15 protein-coding genes and 1 pseudogene are annotated in these 18,602 nt (G+C 34.3%); 13 read left to right on the top strand and 3 right to left on the bottom strand.

What is annotated here, in order from left to right:
- Window positions 1-73 precede the first annotated feature (73 nt).
- From apaG to BUE10_RS22265, 3 genes are all read left to right on the top strand, one after another.
- Complete coding sequence (gene apaG, locus BUE10_RS22275; protein ID WP_073489142.1) at window positions 74-460, top strand: Co2+/Mg2+ efflux protein ApaG; 387 nt, start codon at window positions 74-76, stop codon at window positions 458-460.
- A gap of 181 nt (window positions 461-641) precedes the next feature.
- Window positions 642-2,267: an L-glutamate gamma-semialdehyde dehydrogenase gene (gene pruA / locus BUE10_RS22270; protein ID WP_073489140.1), complete on the top strand. Its 1,626-nt coding sequence runs from the start codon at window positions 642-644 to the stop codon at window positions 2,265-2,267.
- 340 nt (window positions 2,268-2,607) lie between these two features.
- Window positions 2,608-3,339 carry a hypothetical protein gene (locus BUE10_RS22265; RefSeq protein ID WP_073489138.1) on the top strand — a complete coding sequence of 244 codons (732 nt, stop codon included), beginning with the start codon at window positions 2,608-2,610 and terminating at the stop codon, window positions 3,337-3,339.
- Between the two features lie 72 nt (window positions 3,340-3,411).
- On the opposite strand, the gene rsmG is transcribed toward BUE10_RS22265, so the two are convergent.
- Complete coding sequence (gene rsmG / locus BUE10_RS22260; protein WP_073489137.1) at window positions 3,412-4,041, bottom strand: 16S rRNA (guanine(527)-N(7))-methyltransferase RsmG; 630 nt, start codon at window positions 4,039-4,041, stop codon at window positions 3,412-3,414.
- Window positions 4,042-4,148: 107 nt separating this feature from the next.
- On the opposite strand from rsmG, the gene BUE10_RS22255 reads away from it, so the two are divergent.
- The 7 genes and pseudogenes from BUE10_RS22255 (at window position 4,149) to BUE10_RS22220 (ending at window position 12,783) form a co-directional block, all read left to right on the top strand.
- A complete protein-coding gene (locus BUE10_RS22255; RefSeq protein WP_073489135.1) occupies window positions 4,149-5,246 on the top strand; it encodes a fatty acid desaturase family protein in 1,098 nt (365 codons plus the stop codon).
- 74 nt (window positions 5,247-5,320) lie between these two features.
- Window positions 5,321-6,511, top strand: a complete 1,191-nt coding sequence (locus BUE10_RS22250) for a pyridoxal phosphate-dependent aminotransferase (RefSeq protein WP_073489133.1) — start codon at window positions 5,321-5,323, stop codon at window positions 6,509-6,511.
- 475 nt (window positions 6,512-6,986) lie between these two features.
- The gene (locus tag BUE10_RS22245) at window positions 6,987-7,442 is read left to right on the top strand and encodes a ferritin-like domain-containing protein (protein WP_073489131.1); all 456 of its coding nucleotides are present in this window, start codon (window positions 6,987-6,989) and stop codon (window positions 7,440-7,442) included.
- Between the two features lie 328 nt (window positions 7,443-7,770).
- Window positions 7,771-9,645 (top strand): peptidase U32 family protein, encoded by a 1,875-nt coding sequence (locus tag BUE10_RS22240; RefSeq protein WP_073489129.1) that lies wholly within the window; start codon window positions 7,771-7,773, stop codon window positions 9,643-9,645.
- 1,078 nt (window positions 9,646-10,723) lie between these two features.
- Window positions 10,724-11,887: pseudogene (purT, locus tag BUE10_RS22230) on the top strand (formate-dependent phosphoribosylglycinamide formyltransferase); the annotation flags it as partial.
- A gap of 3 nt (window positions 11,888-11,890) precedes the next feature.
- Complete coding sequence (locus BUE10_RS22225) at window positions 11,891-12,208, top strand: DUF6370 family protein (RefSeq protein ID WP_073489123.1); 318 nt, start codon at window positions 11,891-11,893, stop codon at window positions 12,206-12,208.
- Window positions 12,208-12,783: a Crp/Fnr family transcriptional regulator gene (locus tag BUE10_RS22220; RefSeq protein WP_073489122.1), complete on the top strand. Its 576-nt coding sequence runs from the start codon at window positions 12,208-12,210 to the stop codon at window positions 12,781-12,783. Before BUE10_RS22225 ends, BUE10_RS22220 begins: the two co-directional genes overlap by 1 nt.
- Before the next feature lie 203 nt (window positions 12,784-12,986).
- On the opposite strand, the gene aceA is transcribed toward BUE10_RS22220, so the two are convergent.
- Together aceA and aceB are read right to left on the bottom strand one after the other, a co-directional pair.
- Window positions 12,987-14,267: an isocitrate lyase gene (aceA, locus tag BUE10_RS22215; protein WP_073489120.1), complete on the bottom strand. Its 1,281-nt coding sequence runs from the start codon at window positions 14,265-14,267 to the stop codon at window positions 12,987-12,989.
- 140 nt (window positions 14,268-14,407) lie between these two features.
- A complete protein-coding gene (gene aceB, locus BUE10_RS22210) occupies window positions 14,408-16,009 on the bottom strand; it encodes a malate synthase A (protein WP_073489119.1) in 1,602 nt (533 codons plus the stop codon).
- Between the two features lie 197 nt (window positions 16,010-16,206).
- On the opposite strand from aceB, the gene BUE10_RS22205 reads away from it, so the two are divergent.
- The 3 genes from BUE10_RS22205 (at window position 16,207) to BUE10_RS22195 (ending at window position 18,568) form a co-directional block, all read left to right on the top strand.
- Window positions 16,207-17,688: a helix-turn-helix domain-containing protein gene (locus BUE10_RS22205; protein WP_073489117.1), complete on the top strand. Its 1,482-nt coding sequence runs from the start codon at window positions 16,207-16,209 to the stop codon at window positions 17,686-17,688.
- 6 nt (window positions 17,689-17,694) lie between these two features.
- On the top strand, window positions 17,695-18,054 hold the full coding sequence (locus BUE10_RS22200; RefSeq protein WP_073489115.1) for a hypothetical protein: 360 nt from the start codon (window positions 17,695-17,697) through the stop codon (window positions 18,052-18,054).
- A 91-nt stretch (window positions 18,055-18,145) separates the two neighbouring features.
- On the top strand, window positions 18,146-18,568 hold the full coding sequence (locus BUE10_RS22195) for a DMP19 family protein (RefSeq protein ID WP_083598256.1): 423 nt from the start codon (window positions 18,146-18,148) through the stop codon (window positions 18,566-18,568).
- Window positions 18,569-18,602: the final 34 nt, after the last annotated feature.

Genomic DNA, 18,602 nt, shown 5'->3' with positions numbered 1-18,602 from the left:
GTTAAGGTTTTAGGTTTCCTGTTTTTTTTTCGTAGCTTTGTACCTATAACTCACACAGATTTACTAGGTTAATATGGTTTCTCAAATTACACGAGGCATAAAAATATCGGTTCTAACTAGTTTTGAAGGTACTTACTTCAAGAACTACAAGATTCACTTTGCTTTTAGTTACGTGGTTACAATCGAAAATCACAGTAAAGATTCTGTTCAGTTAACTTCTCGCCACTGGGAAATCCACGATTCACTAAATGATTTAGATATTGTTGATGGTGAGGGCGTTATAGGCAAAAAACCTGTTTTAAAACCAGGTGAAAATCACACTTACAGTTCTGGTTGTTTATTATCATCTCCTTACGGTGCTATGAAAGGTCATTTTAATATGATCAATTTCACTACAACTAAAACGTTCAAAGTAATTGTGCCTACTTTTAGAATGTGTGCTCCTTTTGCATTGAATTAATCCAAGCTTTTTTTTAGAAAAAACTCAAACTTAAACATTTACATAGATAGATGTTTTACAATTTACCCCAATTAGTTTATTAAATTACAACTTTTTAATATTGTATTGTGATTTAATCAAATTATCATTTGTACTTTTGTAGAAAATTAAACAATTCGTAAATTTTAAAACAATTTATCCCATGTTAAAAGGATTCTTTCATGTACCAAAAGCGGTAAACGAACCTGTAAAAGGTTACGCACCGAACTCACCAGAAAAAGCAGCTGTTCAGGCAGCTTACACTACAATGTGGAACTCTCAAATCGATGTTCCTTTATATATTGGAAGCGAAGAAATCAAAACTGGAAACACAAGAAATATTACAGCTCCTCATGATCACAAACACATCGTTGGAAAGTATCATTTAGCTGAAAAACAACATATCGAAAAAGCGATTGCAAATGCACTTGAATCAAGAAAAGCATGGGCAAACATGGCATGGGAACAACGTGCTGCTATTTTCTTAAAAGCTGCTGAATTAATTGCTGGTCCTTACAGAGCACGTATTAATGCTGCAACTATGATTGGTCAATCTAAAAATATTCACCAGGCAGAAATTGATGCTTCTTGTGAATTAATTGACTTTTTACGTTACAATGTTGAGTTTATGACTCAAATCTACAACGATCAGCCAAAATCAGATTCTACTGTTTGGAACCGTTTAGAATACAGACCTCTTGAAGGTTTTATTTACGCTATTACTCCTTTTAACTTTACTGCTATTGCTGCAAATCTTCCTGCAAGTGCTGCTATGATGGGTAACGTTGTGGTTTGGAAACCAAGTGACAGCCAAGTATTTTCTGCAAAAGTTATTATCGATGTTTTCAAAGAAGCCGGAGTTCCAGACGGTGTTATCAACGTTGTTTTTGGAGATGCTTTAATGATTACAGATACTGTTTTAGCTAGCCGTGATTTTGCTGGTGTTCACTTTACAGGTTCAACTCACGTATTTAAAGATATCTGGGCTAAAATTGGAGCAAACATTCACCATTATAAAACGTATCCAAGAATTGTTGGAGAAACTGGTGGTAAAGATTTTATCATTGCACACCCAAGCGCAAACGTAAAACAAGTTGTTACGGGTATTACTCGTGGAGCTTTTGAATTTCAAGGTCAAAAATGTTCTGCAGCTTCAAGAGCTTATATTCCGCAAAGTTTATGGCCAGCTGTAAAAGAACAATTAATTACTGATGTAAAATCTATGAAAATGGGTTCTCCGGAAGATTTCGGAAACTTTATTACAGCAGTTATTCACGAAGGTTCTTTTGATAAATTAGCTAGCTATATCGACCAGGCTAAAAAAGATGCTGATGCTGAAATCATTATTGGAGGAAATTACGATAAATCTAAAGGTTACTTTATTGAGCCAACAGTTATTGTAACTACAAACCCAAAATATACTACAATGGAAACCGAATTATTCGGGCCAGTAATCACGATTTATGTTTACGAAGATGCTAAATGGGAAGAAGCTTTAGAATTAGTTGACACTACTTCTGAATATGCTTTAACCGGAGCAGTTTTCAGCCAGGATCGTTACGCTATTGAAGTAGCTACAACGAAACTGCAAAATGCTGCCGGTAACTTCTATATTAATGACAAACCAACCGGAGCAGTAGTTGGAATGCAGCCTTTTGGCGGAGCAAGAGCTTCTGGAACTAATGATAAAGCAGGTTCTGCATTGAACTTATTACGTTGGGCCTCTCCAAGAACTATTAAAGAAACTTTTGTAACTCCAGAAGATTACAGATACCCTTTCTTAGGTTAATTTTTTGTTTCAAGTTATAGGTTTCAAGTTTTGAGACCTGTCCTCATAAAAAGCCGAATCTTTTTCAAGATTCGGCTTTTGTTTTTTATCCCTTAGATATTAGAAGATGCTTCTGATAATAATAAAAATTAAGTTTCAAGTCTTTGTGAGTCTTACAGATAGGACAAGCTTTAAAAATGTAGTATTTTTCTTATTTAATTAAAAATCAACGAGTTAACCATCTAAAAAACCGTATTTTATTATTTTAAAAACTTCTTGTTCCGTTCTAAAAAAATACATGATTTTAAATTTGTCCTTGTAAAAAAATCACAATTTATACAAGATAAACAACTAAAGAAATATGAGAAATTTAAACAATGTACCTGCTGTAATTTCAGAAGCAAAAAGTATTGGACATCCAATTAATTTTAAATGGACGAAAAAGAAAATAGATCAGCTTTTAGATCCAATTGAAGGTAATGATGCATTAGAAAGTGTATTAATGCAAATTAATCACAAAGCTTCTGTTGGTTTAACAGCTGCTTTATTAGAATGGGTTTACTGGCGTTTTACAGGTTATACACAATTTACAGCAGATACACAAAAACGTATTGAAGCACTTTGGTGCTCAATAAACGATCGCGAGCAAACAAATCCTTTATTATTTGATTGTAATCTTGACATACCTGCTAATGGTTTAGTAAACGGGGCTTTATGGATTGCTTTAATGAATGTGAGAATGGTCGATGTAAAATACAGAAAAGGATCTTACCTGCTTCAAAGCGAGCTTGTAGGTCTAACATTACTAGCACGACACGTAACTCCAAAAAAGAAAACATTTGATAAATGGTTCGAAAAAACAATTGCCGAATTAATTCGTTTATATCCTTGTCAATACAGCTATGATAACCTTGATGAATCAGATGAAGCAATTTACGACTCATCAAACGAGCCGGTTTTATGCAGAGAATTATTTTTTGATGCTGAGTTTAAATACTCTGTTGAAGCGTCAGAAAATGCCATTCATAACTTTATTGATAATTTAGACATAAAAGCAAATCCTTTTCTGGATTTTTCCAGGAGAGCATCTTAGTAGTAGAAACTATTAATTCAAAAAATAACCCGGAAAGAAATTCTTTACGGGTTATTTACTTTTATCTATCACTTAAGGTTTAAATTTTAAAGGAAGATGAACCACTTTTTTAGTTTCAAAAAATTCATCATCAAATATTGCTGCTAAATCATACAAAGTCGCATTTGGAAAATCTTTTAATTCTTCGGCCAGGTCGCCGCCTTTTAAATATAAAATTCCATTTTTTAAAGTATGCTTATGCTGTTTTTTAATTTTATCATTTATCCACGAAACAAAATCCGGCATATTGGTTACGGCACGGCTTACGATAAAATCGAAATCGCCTTTTACCAATTCAGCACGTTTTTGTTCGGCTTTTACGTTCTTTAATTCTAATGCATCAACAACACCCTGAACTACTTTTATTTTTTTAGCAATAACATCAATTAAATAAAAACGGGTTTCCGGAAAAAGAATCGCCAGCGGAATACCGGGAAAACCGCCTCCGGTTCCAACATCCAGAACTGTGGCTCCGGGTTCGAACTTCATAATTTTAGCAATTCCTAAAGAATGCAAAATGTGTTTTGTATATAAGGAATCAATGTCTTTACGCGAAATCACATTGATTTTTTCATTCCAATCGTGGTATAAAAAGTCTAATTTTTGAAATTGTTCTATTTGAAGATCGGTCAAATCAGGAAAATATTTCAATATCTCATCCATTGCAGTAAATTTTTAACAAAAGTACTACTTTACGATTGAAATATTTAACTCAATTTTGCAAATTGAGAATTTATAATAATTACCTTTGAAAACTATTTAAAACAATTATGAATAACACTGCTCCAACTTTTGCAAGGCAAGACAATCTGAAGTTTTTCAGAACACTTAACTCACGGGTAAACAATTACTTTAAGGAGAACAACATTCAAAAAACAGGAAACTGGAAGTTACACTTAAAAGCCGTTATTCTATTCGCAGTTTTTTTAACTCCATATTTTTTAATCCTTACCTTAAATATGCCTTTTTGGGTAATGCTGCTTTTATCAATCGTCATTGGCGTTGGAATGGCAGGCGTTGGAATGAACGTAATGCACGATGGTAATCACGGTTCATACTCAAATAAAAGCTGGATTAATAAATTTATGGGCGGAACCATTTATGTTCTTGCCGGAAACGTTTACAACTGGCAGGTTCAGCACAATGTGCTTCACCATACTTATACCAATATTCCGGGACACGACGAAGATTTAGATGCCGGAAGAATTATCCGTTTTACAGAACATGCAGAATGGCATAGTTTTCACCGTTTTCAACATTATTACTCTGTTTTCTTATACGGATTATTGACTTTCAATTGGGCTATTACTACTGATTTTAAGCAAATGAGAAATTATCTTAAAAGAAAATTATCTTACGGAGAACCAAAAAGCCCAAAAATTCTTTGGACAACTTTAATTATTACAAAAGTAATCTACATTTCAATCTGGATTGTTTTACCAATACTTATTGGAATTACCTGGTGGAAAGTGCTTCTAGGATTTTTCGTAATGCACTATACAGCCGGATTGATCTTAAGTGTTGTATTTCAATTAGCACACGTTGTAGATCATACTACAAATCCGTCTCCAAATGAATTAGGAGAAATGGACAATACATGGGCAGTTCACCAATTGTATACTACAACTAATTTTGCACCAAAAAATGCAATTGTAAACTGGTACACTGGCGGATTGAATCACCAAATCGAACATCATATTTTTCCAAATATCAGTCACATTCACTATGGTAAAATTGCAAAAATCGTAAAGGAAACTGCAAAAGAATGTAATTTACCCTATTATGAATACAAAACAATGAGAAGTGCTATCGTAGCTCACTTCAAACATTTACGTGACTTAGGAATGAAACCTGAATTATCTGTTTAAACTAAAAAAAATCTATTAATAATTAACCATCCTTAGTTTAGCGCAGCAAATTAAGGACATTCAAAATTTTTATAATGAACCATATTCTTTCGGACAGAATCAACAACTTAGCAACATCACAAACTTTAGCAATGGCTGCTTTAGCACGCGAGCTAAAAGCACAAGGAAAAGACATTATCAGTTTAAGTTTAGGTGAACCAGACTTTAATACACCAGACTTTATTAAAGAAGCTGCAAAAAAAGCAATTGACGATAATTACAGCACATATTCTCCTGTTGATGGATACCAGGATTTAAAAGAAGCTATCTGCAGAAAATTCAAAAGAGACAATGATTTGGAGTACAAACCATCTCAAATCGTAGTTTCTACAGGAGCAAAACAATCTTTATACAACATTGCACAAGTAATGTTAAATGATGGTGACGAAGTTATTTTACCAGCACCATACTGGGTTTCTTATTTCGAAATCGTAAAACTTTCTGGCGGAGTTCCGGTTGAAGTTCCAACTTCTGTTGAAACAGATTTTAAAATTACTCCAGAACAATTAGAAGCTGCAATCACGCCAAAAACAAAAATGATGTGGTTCTCTTCTCCTTGTAACCCTTCTGGATCTGTTTACAGCAGAGAAGAATTAACAGCGCTTGCAAAAGTTTTAGAAAAACACCCAAATATTTACGTAGTTGCCGATGAGATTTATGAGCACATCAATTTCTCTGGAACTTTCTGCAGTATCGGTTCAATTCCGGGAATGTTAGAAAAAACAATCACTGTAAATGGAGTTGCAAAAGCATTTGCAATGACAGGATACAGAATTGGATATATTGGAGCTCCTGAATTTATCGCAAAAGCGTGTACAAAAATTCAAGGACAAGTAACATCTGGAGCAAACTCTGTAGCACAAAGAGCTACAATTACCGCAGTAGATGCTGACCCAAAAGTATTAAATGAAATGGTTCAGGCCTTCCACGGTCGCAGAGATTTAGTTGTTGGATTACTAAAAGAAATCCCAGGAGTAAAAATCAACGTTCCAGAAGGTGCATTTTATGTATTCCCAGACGTTTCTTCTTTCTTCGGAAAAACATTAAAAGGAACTGAAATCAAAGATGCAAACGACGTTTCGATGTATCTTTTGGCAGAAGCAAATGTTGCAACAGTAACCGGAGACGCTTTCGGAAATCCAAACTGTATTCGTTTCTCTTACGCAACAAGCAACGATATTTTAAAAGAAGCATTACGCAGAATCAAAGAAGCTTTGACTGTATAACAATATTCTAAGTTTTTATAAAAACGGCTTAAGGTTCAAAAGTTTCATCACTTTTATATTTTAAGCTGTTTTTTTATGGGCGTGTCCCTTCGGGTCGGGCTTTCGGCTATATCTTTTATTCCGCTCCGCTCCATAAAAGGATACCGCCTCAATCCCTCACGCAAACCGTAAACGAGAAAATTAATTTTCAAAAGAAATAAAAACAACATTTAGTTTAATTACCTCCAGCTTTAGCTGGAGGTTAAGATAAGCTTCCATACTGGCTTTAGCCAAACTACACATTTGGCTAAAGCCCAATCCTAATCCATTTAACTTCCTCCAGCTAAAGCTGGAGGCAATTAAATCTGAATAAAACAAATCAATATTTTCAAAATTCCCATTCCATAATATTATAAAATCCTAGTTATAATCCTGTAAAACATAACACTTTAGAAATTGCCAACTTTGTAATGTATTAATTTAAAAACTATTAGTCATGATACATACAGATGAAACCACAAAAGAAACAGTAAAAACTTTAGAAGGATTAATTTCAATTCTTGAAGATGGGAAACTAGGATATACAAATGCTGCAGAACATGTTGAGAATTTAGCCATTAAAGCTGATTTTCTGGAATATGCCCGCGAAAGAGCTTTATTTATTGTAAAATTACAAGACGAAATCAACAAACTTGGAAAATCAACAGACACTTCCGGCGGCGGACCATTAGGAGCTTTACACCGTACATGGATTGATATCAAATCATCTTTCACTGGCGGAGACACCGAAGCCATTATAAATGCCTGCATTACCGGAGAAGAAGCCGCTATCGAAAAGTACAAAAAAGCACTCGAAGACAATGAATTAGAACACAGTCAGGTTTTCATTGTTTCAAAACAATTAAACAGTATTCAAAATACTTTATCGCAAATTAAAATGAAAGCGAACTAATTATTATTGACACTTTTATTTTAGGAAAACTATCTGGTTTAAATAATCAGGTAGTTTTTTTGTTTTTATATATTTGACATGAATGAGCGGATTAAAATCCGCCCCTGCAATATGTTCCGAGCTTACAGCTCTTCTTAATAAAGTTCCGAAGGAACGATTCATTTTACAGCAACGGATTTTAATCCGTTGATAAGAAAATAACATTAACTCATTCCATATTAAGTTAACAATTTCAAAAAAATCCCTTCATCATTAGCAAACTCAAATAATTTATAAGACCTTTGCACACTTTTTTTCGGGAATACCACAAAAGTCTAAAGTTTTAGAAATGAAGAAGAAAATCGAAATATTAGCTCCTGCTAAAGATTTAATTGGAGGAATGGCCGCCATAAACAGTGGTGCCGATGCTGTATATATTGGTGCACCGCAATTTGGTGCACGATCTAACGCCAACAACTCTATTGAAGATGTTGCCGCTCTAGTACAATATGCGCATTTATTTAATGCTCAGGTTTTTGTTGTTATGAATACCATTTTGTACGACAACGAACTTGAAACTTGTCGTTCGATGATCTGGGAGTTATACGAGATTGGTGTCGATGCCCTGATTATTCAAGATATGGCGATTATGGAAATGGAGCTTCCTCCTATCGTACTTCACGCCAGCACACAAGCCAATAATCGTGACGCCGATAAAATTAAATTCCTTAAAGATGCCGGAATTAAACGTGTCGTTTTAGCACGTGAATTAAACCTGCATCAAATTAAAACGATTTACGACCACGCAGATGTTGAATTAGAATTTTTCGTAACTGGAGCTTTATGCGTTTCTTTTAGCGGAAACTGTTATATGAGTGTGGCAAATGGAGAACGCAGCGCTAACCGTGGTTCTTGCGCACAAAACTGCCGTTTACCCTATAACTTAATCGACGGAAACGGAGAAACTTTAATAAAAAACAGCCACTTACTTTCGATAAAAGATTTAGATATTTCAGAGCAAATTCCGAATTTAATCGAAGCCGGAATCGTTTCTTTTAAAATTGAAGGACGTTTAAAAGATGTAGTTTACGTTAAAAACAACGTGTCTTATTTACGTCAAAAACTAGACAGTTATTTAGAAGGCGAAGGAAGCGAAAAATACATGAAAGCTTCTTCCGGAACTTGTACTTATACTTTTGATTCTTCTTTAAGCAGAACTTTCAATCGTGGTTATACAGACTATTTTGTAAACGAAAGACACAGCTCGATTGGTTCTTGGGAAAGCCCAAAATCCAAAGGACAATATATTGGTAAATTAATCCGAACTGTTGGAAATGCTTACGAAATCGAAAACGGTGAGTTACTAAACAACGGTGACGGACTTTGTTTCATTAACGAAAACAACGAAGCCGACGGAATTTACGTAAACAAAGCCGAAAACGGTAAAATTTATCCGAATGTTCTAAAAGAAGTAAAAGACGGAACTTTCATCTACAGAAATAACGACGCTGCTTTCATCAAAATTGTAGAAAGAGAAGACAGTGCTGTTCGTAAATTAAGCACCACTTTATTGCTTACTGAAACTGAAAATGGTTTTGAATTAATCGCAACTGACGAAGACGGAAATGTAAGTATCGTAAATTTAGAACATGCAAAAGAGCAGACTAAAACCGGCGAATCAATCGAAGAAAACATCAAAACACAATTAGCAAAAACAGGTTTCACTCCTTATACTGCTAATGAAATCAACATTATGTTTTCTCAAAACTGGTTTCTTCCTATTTCAAAAATCAACGAAATGCGAAGAACTGTTTACGACCAGTTGACTGAAATTCGTTTAGCAAACTATAAACGTGAAGAACACCAAATGGTAAAAACGTCACATCCGTATCCTGAAACCAAATTAGATTTCATGTACAACGTTTCGAACAAAACGGCTCGTAAATTCTACGAACGCCATGGTGTAACCGAAATCGAAAAAGCATTCGAATTACAATGGGATCCAGGAAAATCTCGTGTAATGACAACGAAATATTGCATCAAATACGAATTAAAAAAATGCCCGATACACCAAAAAGACATAGTAGGTGTCAAGGTAAAAGAACCATTAGTATTGAAACAGGGAGAATTAGAATACAAACTAAAATTCAACTGCAAACCCTGCGAAATGGAAATTTGGGAAAAAGATGCCGAATTTGAAATTGAAGAAGATCATTTTCATTAGGATTTAACTACAAAGTTTTTTTTACCGCAAAGAGCGCAAAGGAATACGCAAGGTTCGCAAAGATTTTAAAATAATCTTTGTGAACCTTTTCATTTACTAAAAAAACAAATACTTTGTGTGCTTTGCGTAATCTTTGTGAACTTTGTGGTTAAATTAAAATCTCCCGAATCTCCAAAATCTGCGTGAGAATAAATTCCATTTTTTATCTTTACTCTTCAAACTAAATTTAAATGGAATCCAAAAATAACATTCAAAAACATGCAATTATTACTGGAATTTTTATTACCTCTTTTTTTCCATTATTAATATTTTCGGATAGTTATTTCATCGATTTATGTATTCAAATATGCGATTTCGGTATTTTTTGGAATCCAATTTTCTGGGGAATCTTATTTCCAATATTCATTATTTTTCTTTTTTGGAATACCGCTAAAAAATTAAGATATTCATTAAACCAAATAACATATTTCCAAGCTTGTTCTCAATTTTCTTTTGGAGTAAGTTCTAAACTTATTCTATCCCTTTTTACAATTTATATAATTGGGAAATTGATTAACGGAATCTCTTATGCATTAAGATCTCAACTTCCAGATATAATTTTATTTTCAATGCTAATGATCTTATTTCTATCATTTGTATTAATTGTTTTAGCTTTTATCGCCAGTTTAATAATTGTAAAACTAAACCAGAATACCCAATCTTGAATTGAATTGCCTTCAGCTTTAGCTGGAGGTCAAAAAGGAATCTCTCTATTAGGCTTTAGCCAAAAAACAAGAATTTTGGCTAAAGCCTCTCTTTTAATCTATTAACTTCCTCCAGCTAAAGCCGGAGGCAATTTATCCTAAAAAAAATTAAATCTGCCGAATCTGCAAGATCTGCGTGAGATACTTTGCGAACCTTCGCCTTCTTCCTTAACATCAATACTGTGCGTTCTTTGTGTAATTCTTTGCGAACTTTACGGTTAAACCTAGATTACGTAGACGCACTGCAGTGCGTCTCTACACCAATCCATGCGAATAGGCTTTGCGGTTAAAAACATTTTTCGCTACTTTTACTACTCCATTATTTACAAAATTCCAAAATGAAAATACTACTCCTAGGTTCAGGTGAATTAGGCAAAGAATTTGTCATTGCCGCCCAACGAATCGGACAAACCATAATTGCAGTTGATAGTTACGAAAATGCCCCAGCCATGCAGGTAGCACACGGCTTTGAAGTCATCAATATGCTCGACGGCGAAGCTTTAGACCGAATCGTAGCCAAACACAAACCAGATTTTATAGTCCCTGAAATAGAAGCCATTCGCACCGAACGTTTTTACGATTACGAAAAACAAGGAATTACCGTTGTTCCTTCTGCGAAAGCGGCAAACTTTACCATGAACCGTAAAGCCATTCGTGATTTAGCTTCAAAAGAATTAGGTCTAAAAACAGCCAAATATCAATATGCCACTTCAACAGAAGAACTGCAAAAAGCGGTTCAGGAAGTTGGAATTCCGTGCGTAGTGAAACCTTTAATGTCTTCATCAGGAAAAGGGCAATCAACAATCAAAACAGAAAATGATATCGAAAAAGCATGGCAATATGCCGTTGCAGGTTCTCGTGGCGATGTTATCGAAGTGATTGTAGAAGCCTTTGTCGATTTCGATTCAGAAATTACACTTTTAACGATTACCCAAAATAACAACCCGACTTTGTTTTGCGCACCAATTGGCCACAGACAAGAACGCGGCGATTATCAGGAAAGCTGGCAGCCGGCACAAGTTTCTGAAGCAGATTTATACGAAGCACAGGATATGGCCGAAAAAATTACCGAAGCACTTGGCGGAGCTGGACTTTTTGGCGTTGAATTTTTCTTAACTAAAGAAGGTGTTTATTTCTCTGAACTATCTCCACGTCCGCACGATACCGGAATGGTAACTTTAGCCGGAACTCAGAATTTTAACGAATTTGAATTGCACTTAAGAGCGATTTTAAGTCTCCCTATTTTTGAAATTACTTTAGAAAAAGCCGGAGCAAGTGCCGTAATTTTAGCATCAAAGGACTCTACAAACCCAACTTTTACCGGAATCGAAAAAGTAGCAGCTTTACCAAAAACTGATTTCAGACTTTTTGGTAAACCAACTTCAAGACCGTATCGCCGAATGGGAGTTGTTTTAGCTCAAGATTCTTTATCAACTCCAATCGAAAAAGTAACCGAACGTGCCAAAGAAACGGCAAAATTAATAACTGTAAATTCTTAAAAAATGAAAAAACTTATATTCCTGCTTTTCCTGTTTATCGGAATTGCTGCTCAGGCACAATCTAAAAAAGTAATTGACAAACCAACAATCGTTGAAGCTTCATGCGGAGAATGTCAATTTGGAATGAAAGGTAAAAGCTGTGATTTAGCCGTTCGTATTGACGGAAAAACGTATTTCGTTGACGGAACTACGATTCACGATCACGGTGACGCACATTCAGAAAAAGGTTTTTGCAATGCAATCAGCAAAGCTTTAGTTACTGGAGAAATCGTAAACAATAGATTTAAAGCGACTTCATTCACTTTAGTAAACGAAAAATAATGGCATTAATTCTTGAAAATATTGCCAAACATGTTTCTTTGACACCAGAGGAACAAGCACTTTTTTTATCTAAATTAGAAACGAATACTTACAAAGCCAAAACAATTTTATTAAACGCTGGCGAAGTATGTAAACATTCCTATTTCGTAAACTCTGGAATTTTAAGAAGTTTCAACATCAACGATAATATTGTCGAACATGTTTTATCTTTTGCCTGCGAAGGCTGGTGGATGAGTGATATGTACAGTTATTTTTCGCAAAAACCGGGACAGCTTTTTATTGAAGTTCTGGAAGAAGCCGAAGTGGTTTCTTTATCCAAAGAAAATCAGGATCAATTGTTTATTGAGATTCCAAAGCTGGAACGTTTCTTTAGAATTTTAATTGAAAATTCATTAGTAGCTAATCAACAACGATTAATGGACAATTTAAGTTTACCTGCCGAAGAACGTTTTGAAAAATTCACTAAAAAATATGGAACATTAGTTCACAAAGTTCCTCAAAAACAAATCGCTTCTTTCATTGGCGTAACACCAGAATTTTTCAGTAAAATGAAAGCTAGGCTTTTAAAGAAATAGTTTTTTTGCCACAGATTTCACAGATTAAAAGGATTAAAAAATGTTGCCACGAATTACACAAATTTCCACGAATTAATTAATTTAAAAATTAAAATAAAATTCGTGGAAATTTGTGTAATTCGTGGCTAAAAAAAATCACTTTAATCTGTGAAATCTGTGGCAAAAAACAAAACACGGCTCAAAACTGAACCGTGTTTTTTGAATTAAAATTGCTCAACCTCAGTAGAATGTTTCATTGCTGTAATTGAAGATCTTCCTATCATAACCGTATTTTGAACTGCATCAAAATAAGAAGTCCCTACAAAAGCCTGATGTTTTACCGCTCTGAATCCGTTTTTCTGTAAAGCAAATTCGCGTTCCTGCAATTCAGAGTAACCCGCCATTCCGCGTTCTTTATACGCTTTAGACAATTCAAACATACTTGTATTCAAAGCATGGAATCCTGCCAAAGTGATGAACTGGAATTTATATCCCATTGCTGCTAAATCTTCTCTAAACGTTTCCATTTCGGCAACTGTTAATTTTGCTGCCCAATTAAAAGATGGAGAACAATTGTAAGCCAGCATTTTATCCGGGAATTCTTTTTTCATAGCCGTTGCAAACTTTCTCGCAAACTCTAAATCCGGATTGCTTGTTTCCATCCAAATTAAATCAGCATAAGGCGCATAGCTCAAACCTCTTGCAATTCCCTGCTCGATTCCGTTTTTAACGTAGAAAAAGCCTTCGTCCGTTTTTTCTCCGGTTAAGAATTTCCTATCTCTTGGATCTGCGTCACTCGTTAATAAATTAGCTGCCTCCGCATCTGTTCTGGCAACGATTAAAGTTGAAACGCCCATAACATCTGCTGCCAAACGCGCTGCAATTAATTTATTGATTGCTTCCTGAGTTGGAACCAAAACCTTTCCGCCTAAGTGTCCGCACTTTTTAGCAGAACTTAATTGATCTTCAAAATGAACTCCAGAAGCTCCGGCTTCAATCATCGATTTCATTAATTCGAAAGCATTTAAGTTTCCTCCAAAACCCGCTTCAGCGTCAGCTACAATTGGAACCAAATAATCTTTTTTATCTTCAATTTTATTTACAGTTTGAATCTGATCAGCACGCAATAAAGCGTTATTGATCTTTTTTACCACCATCGGAACGCTGTTTACAGGATAAAGCGATTGATCAGGATACATTTCTCCAGCTAGGTTTGCATCAGCAGCAACCTGCCATCCGCTCAAATAAATCGCCTCTAAACCCGCATCGACTTCCTGAATTGCCTGATTTCCAGTCAACGCTCCCAAACCAGCTACATAATCCTGACTTTTTAACTTTTTCCATAATTTTTGCGCTCCCATTTTGGCAATAGAATGCTCAATATGATAAGAACCTTGAAGTTCAACTACTTCACTCGCAGTGTAAGGGCGTTCAACACCTTTCCATCTTGGGTTCGTTATCCAATCGTTAATCAATTCCTGAATTCTGTCTTCTGTTGTTTTCATAAGTATAGTTTAAGTGGTTAGTAAGTAATAGGTGTTTTTAATTTCCTGCAAGGTCTTTTTTTGACCTTGTAGGTATTTGTAATTACGATCATGATACCTACAAGGTTTTGAAAACCTTGCAGGAATTCTAATCAATTCTTTTACAAATATTTGTAACACGGAATAGTCAAAAAGTCAACGAAATCAGTATTTACTACTAATCTTTCCAGTACTTTTTCAGCCAATGGAAATTGTTGTTTTTCGTGATTTTCTTCTCCCAGTTCTTCTTTTATTTTTCTGAATTCGTCTAAAGCCAATTCATGATAATACGCCAAATCTAATTTTCGTCCATTATCCAAAAGCACTTTATTCTGAAGCCATTGCCACAATTGCGATCTCGAAATTTCGGCTGTTGCCGCATCTTCCATTAAATTATGCAATGCTGCGGCGCCTTGTCCGTTTAGCCATGAAGCCAGATATAAAACCCCAACATTGATATTTTTTCGAACACCATTTTCAGTAATGATTCCAATTGGTGGTTCAATTAAATCAGCTTCTGTAATTTTTCGATGTTCTCTTTTAATATGAATTTGATTTGGAGTCGGCATTCCTTTATCAAAAATTTCTTTTGCCAGCGCAACTAAATCAGGATGCGCAACCCAGGTTCCGTCGTGTCCATTTTTTACTTCTCGCTCTTTATCGGTTTTTACTTTTGCGAAAGCGACAGCATTGGCTTCTTCATTATTTCGAATCGGAATCTGCGCCGCCATTCCGCCAATCGCATGAATTCCTCTTTTATGACATCTCTGAATAACTAAATTTGAATACGCATTCATAAAAGGTGAAGTCATATTTACCTGATCACGATCCGGAACAATGAATTTTGGATTTTTTCTAAACTTTTTGATATAAGAGAAAATATAATCCCAACGTCCGCAATTCAAACCAACGATATGTTCTTTCAATTCGTAAATAATTTCATCCAGCTGAAAACTTGCCGTTATCGTTTCAATTAAAACCGTCACTTTTATCGTTCCTCTTTTCATTTTCAAATAGTCCTCGGTAAAATCAATAACATTATTCCACCAGCGCGCTTCCAGATAATGTTCCAATTTCGGAATGTAGAAATATGGCCCAGAATTGTTTTCTAAAAGTCGTTTATGATTATGAAAAACATACAAGCCAAAATCTACCAAAGAACCCGAAACTTCATTTCCTTCAATTAAAAGATGCTTTTCTGGCAAATGCAAACCTCTCGGGCGTACAATTAGCGTTGCAATTTTTTCATTTAAATGATAGGACTTTTGCTTCACCAAATCGGTATACGTAATTGTTTTGTTAACCGCGTCGATTAAATTCAGCTGACCTTCCATTAAATTTTGCCACGTTGGCGAAGTGCTGTCTTCAAAATCGGCCATAAAAGTTTTCGCTCCTGAGTTCAATGCATTGATAATCATTTTGCGATCAACCGGACCTGTAATCTCTACTCTTCTGTCCAATAAATCTTTTGGAGTTTCGGCAGCTGTCCAATTACCTTCTCTGATATTCTTCGTTTCCGGAATAAAAGTCGGCATGATTCCCTGATCAAAAGTGACTTGTTTTTGGTCACGCTGTAAAAGCAATAGTTTTCGCTGTGATTCGAATTTTCTATGCAATTCAGTTATAAAAACAATCGCTTCTTCTGTCCAGATCTTTGGATAACGAAGCTTCATTTCGGCTAAAAATTCCATTGCCGTTTCGGTAATTTCTAATTGGTTTTTCATAGCTGTGGTTTTTAATTTTCATTAGTAACAATTGAATCGTTTATATGTTTTTCAAAACACTAAACCATAACAATCTGATATCTAATAATTTCTACACCACAATATTAGAAAAAAGTTTTTTACAAAACAAGCGAACGTTCGCTAAATATTAAAAATAATTTTTTGGCGATTATTTTTAGAATAACTATATTTGATTCATGGATATCGAAAAAGACTATATAAAGCTGATCTTCGGACTAAAATTGAAGCAAGTCAGAACGCAAAAAAATCTGTCACTTTTTGGCCTAGCCAAATTGACAAATCTTTCAAAATCGTATTTAAACGAGATTGAAAAGGGAAAAAAATATCCAAAAACAGATAAAATTTTATTGCTCTGCGAACATTTGGACGTGACTTACGACCAAATGGTATCTTTAAAACTCGACAACAACCTCGCTCCAATTGGCGAAATCTTAAAATCTGGAATTCTAAAAGAGATTCCGCTAGAGCTTTTTGGAATTCAGGAAGCTGATTTAATTGATATTATTGCCAATGCTCCTGCAAAAGTCAATGCGTTTATTAGTACGATTATCGAAATTGCACAGCATTATAATTTAAGCCGTGAAAGCTTCTTTTTGGCCGCTTTACGCTCGTATCAGGAAGCACACAGTAATTATTTTGAAGATTTAGAAGAAAAAGTAATTGAGTTTTCGAAGTCATTTCAAATTAATCTGAATTCTAAAATAAGTACAGAAGAATTAGAAGATATTCTAAAAGAAGAATACGAATACAATATAAAAGAAATCGCTTTTACAGATCAGGAAGCTTTAGACGATTTACGTTCGATTTATGTTCCGAAAAGCAAAACGTTATTACTTTCTACAGAACTTGATGCTCCCCAGAAAGCTTTTATTTTAGCAAAAGAAATTGCTTATAATTACTTAAAAATTTCAGATCGATTATTGACTTTCAGCTGGATTAAGTTTGAAAATTTCGATCAGGTTTTGCACAACTTCTACGCTTCTTATTTTGCCGGTGCTTTATTATTGCCGAGAAAATCATTGGTAGATAGAATCAATTCCTTTTTGGAAAATGAAAACCCAAAACCGGAAGAATTTGTAGCGTTAATAGAAAGTTTTGAAGTTTCGCCCGAATCTTTTTATCAGCGATTAACCAATTTATTACCGAAAGATTTTCAGCTTAAAAACTTATTCTTTTTAAGATTATCTCACCGTGTTGGTTCGGATGTTTACCAAATCAATAAAGAATTACATATTACACATCAGCAGGAACCACACGCCAATGAAACCAATGAGCATTATTGCAGAAGATGGGTTTCGGTTAAAACGATTGACGAAGCCATCAAACAAAATAAATCTCATTTTTTTGACGCACAAATATCCAGTTACGCTAATAGCGGAAATGAATATTTAGTTTTTTCATCGGCTACAAAAGATCCTTTTGCAGAAAATTATATTAGAAGTATTTCTGTCGGCATTTTAATTAATCCGACTATGAAAAAGAAATTCAAATTCATTGAAGGAAAGCCTTTAGTGAAACGAATTGTTGGTGTTACGTGCGAAACTTGTGCTGTAAAAGATTGTCAGGAAAGATCCGCTCCTCCGATTGTTTTAGAAAGAAAGAAACGTCATGAGAATACTGACATTGTAGTACAGCAGTTTATAAATCAATTTAGTTAGAATCCTATGAAATATTTCGCTTTAATAATAATATTCCTTTCTATTAACTTCAATCAGAAAACAGATAAACTTAACGGTCGTTACAATTATTTATTAGAAGATGACAATTCCTATATTCAAAAAGATAAAATTACTTTTAAGGATAGTGTTTTCATTTTTGATAACAAGTACATGCCAAAAGGAAAAATCTCTTATGGCAATGTAATACTGTTGGATAATTTCATTAATACTGATTTAATTATAAGTATTTCAAAAGATCAAATTGAAAGAGATACTATTTCTTTTTACATGCATAATAAAAAACATCCTGCCATGAATTATCTTGATGTAGTGGTTGGAAAAGGGAAATTGATTAGAATTAAATAATTCTTTTTTTAAGGCTTAGCCACAATTTTGTCATCTCGACGAAGGAGAGATCTTCGCAAGTAGCTCGACAAAACAAAATCCACAACTAAAAATGATAAAATTATTCAATCCCATTTTACTCTTACTTTTAATGACATTTTCAAGTTGTTTCAGCCAAGTTGAATCAGACAAAGAGAAAACCAATAGTTTTAAACCGAAAGCTAATATTGAACAATTAGAAATGGAAGTAAATAATGGCGGATTTAATCAATACTTTTTAAATTGTGGTCAAAATTGTTTTGAAACATTAAAAGCATTAAAGAAAAACAACAAACCAAAAACTGCAAAAATCCTTGAATCAGCAATTTCCTTAATTAATCCAAAGAAATTATCAAATAAGATTTTAATTGAAAAATTACGAAATCAAGAAGTTGAAGAACTTTACAATGAAGAAATAAGTGCAAGCTTGAACAAATTAGATCTTGAATTTTACAAATATCCTGATGGCAATTTAACCAATAATTCCGAACATTAGAAACTCCTAACAATATTGCCAATCTTTGTAGAGT

Source organism: Flavobacterium sp. CF108, assembly GCF_900129795.1.
Lineage (GTDB): Bacteria > Bacteroidota > Bacteroidia > Flavobacteriales > Flavobacteriaceae > Flavobacterium.
The sequence above is the reverse complement of the archived record's forward strand: the minus strand, read 5'-3'. Positions and strand labels throughout refer to the sequence as shown.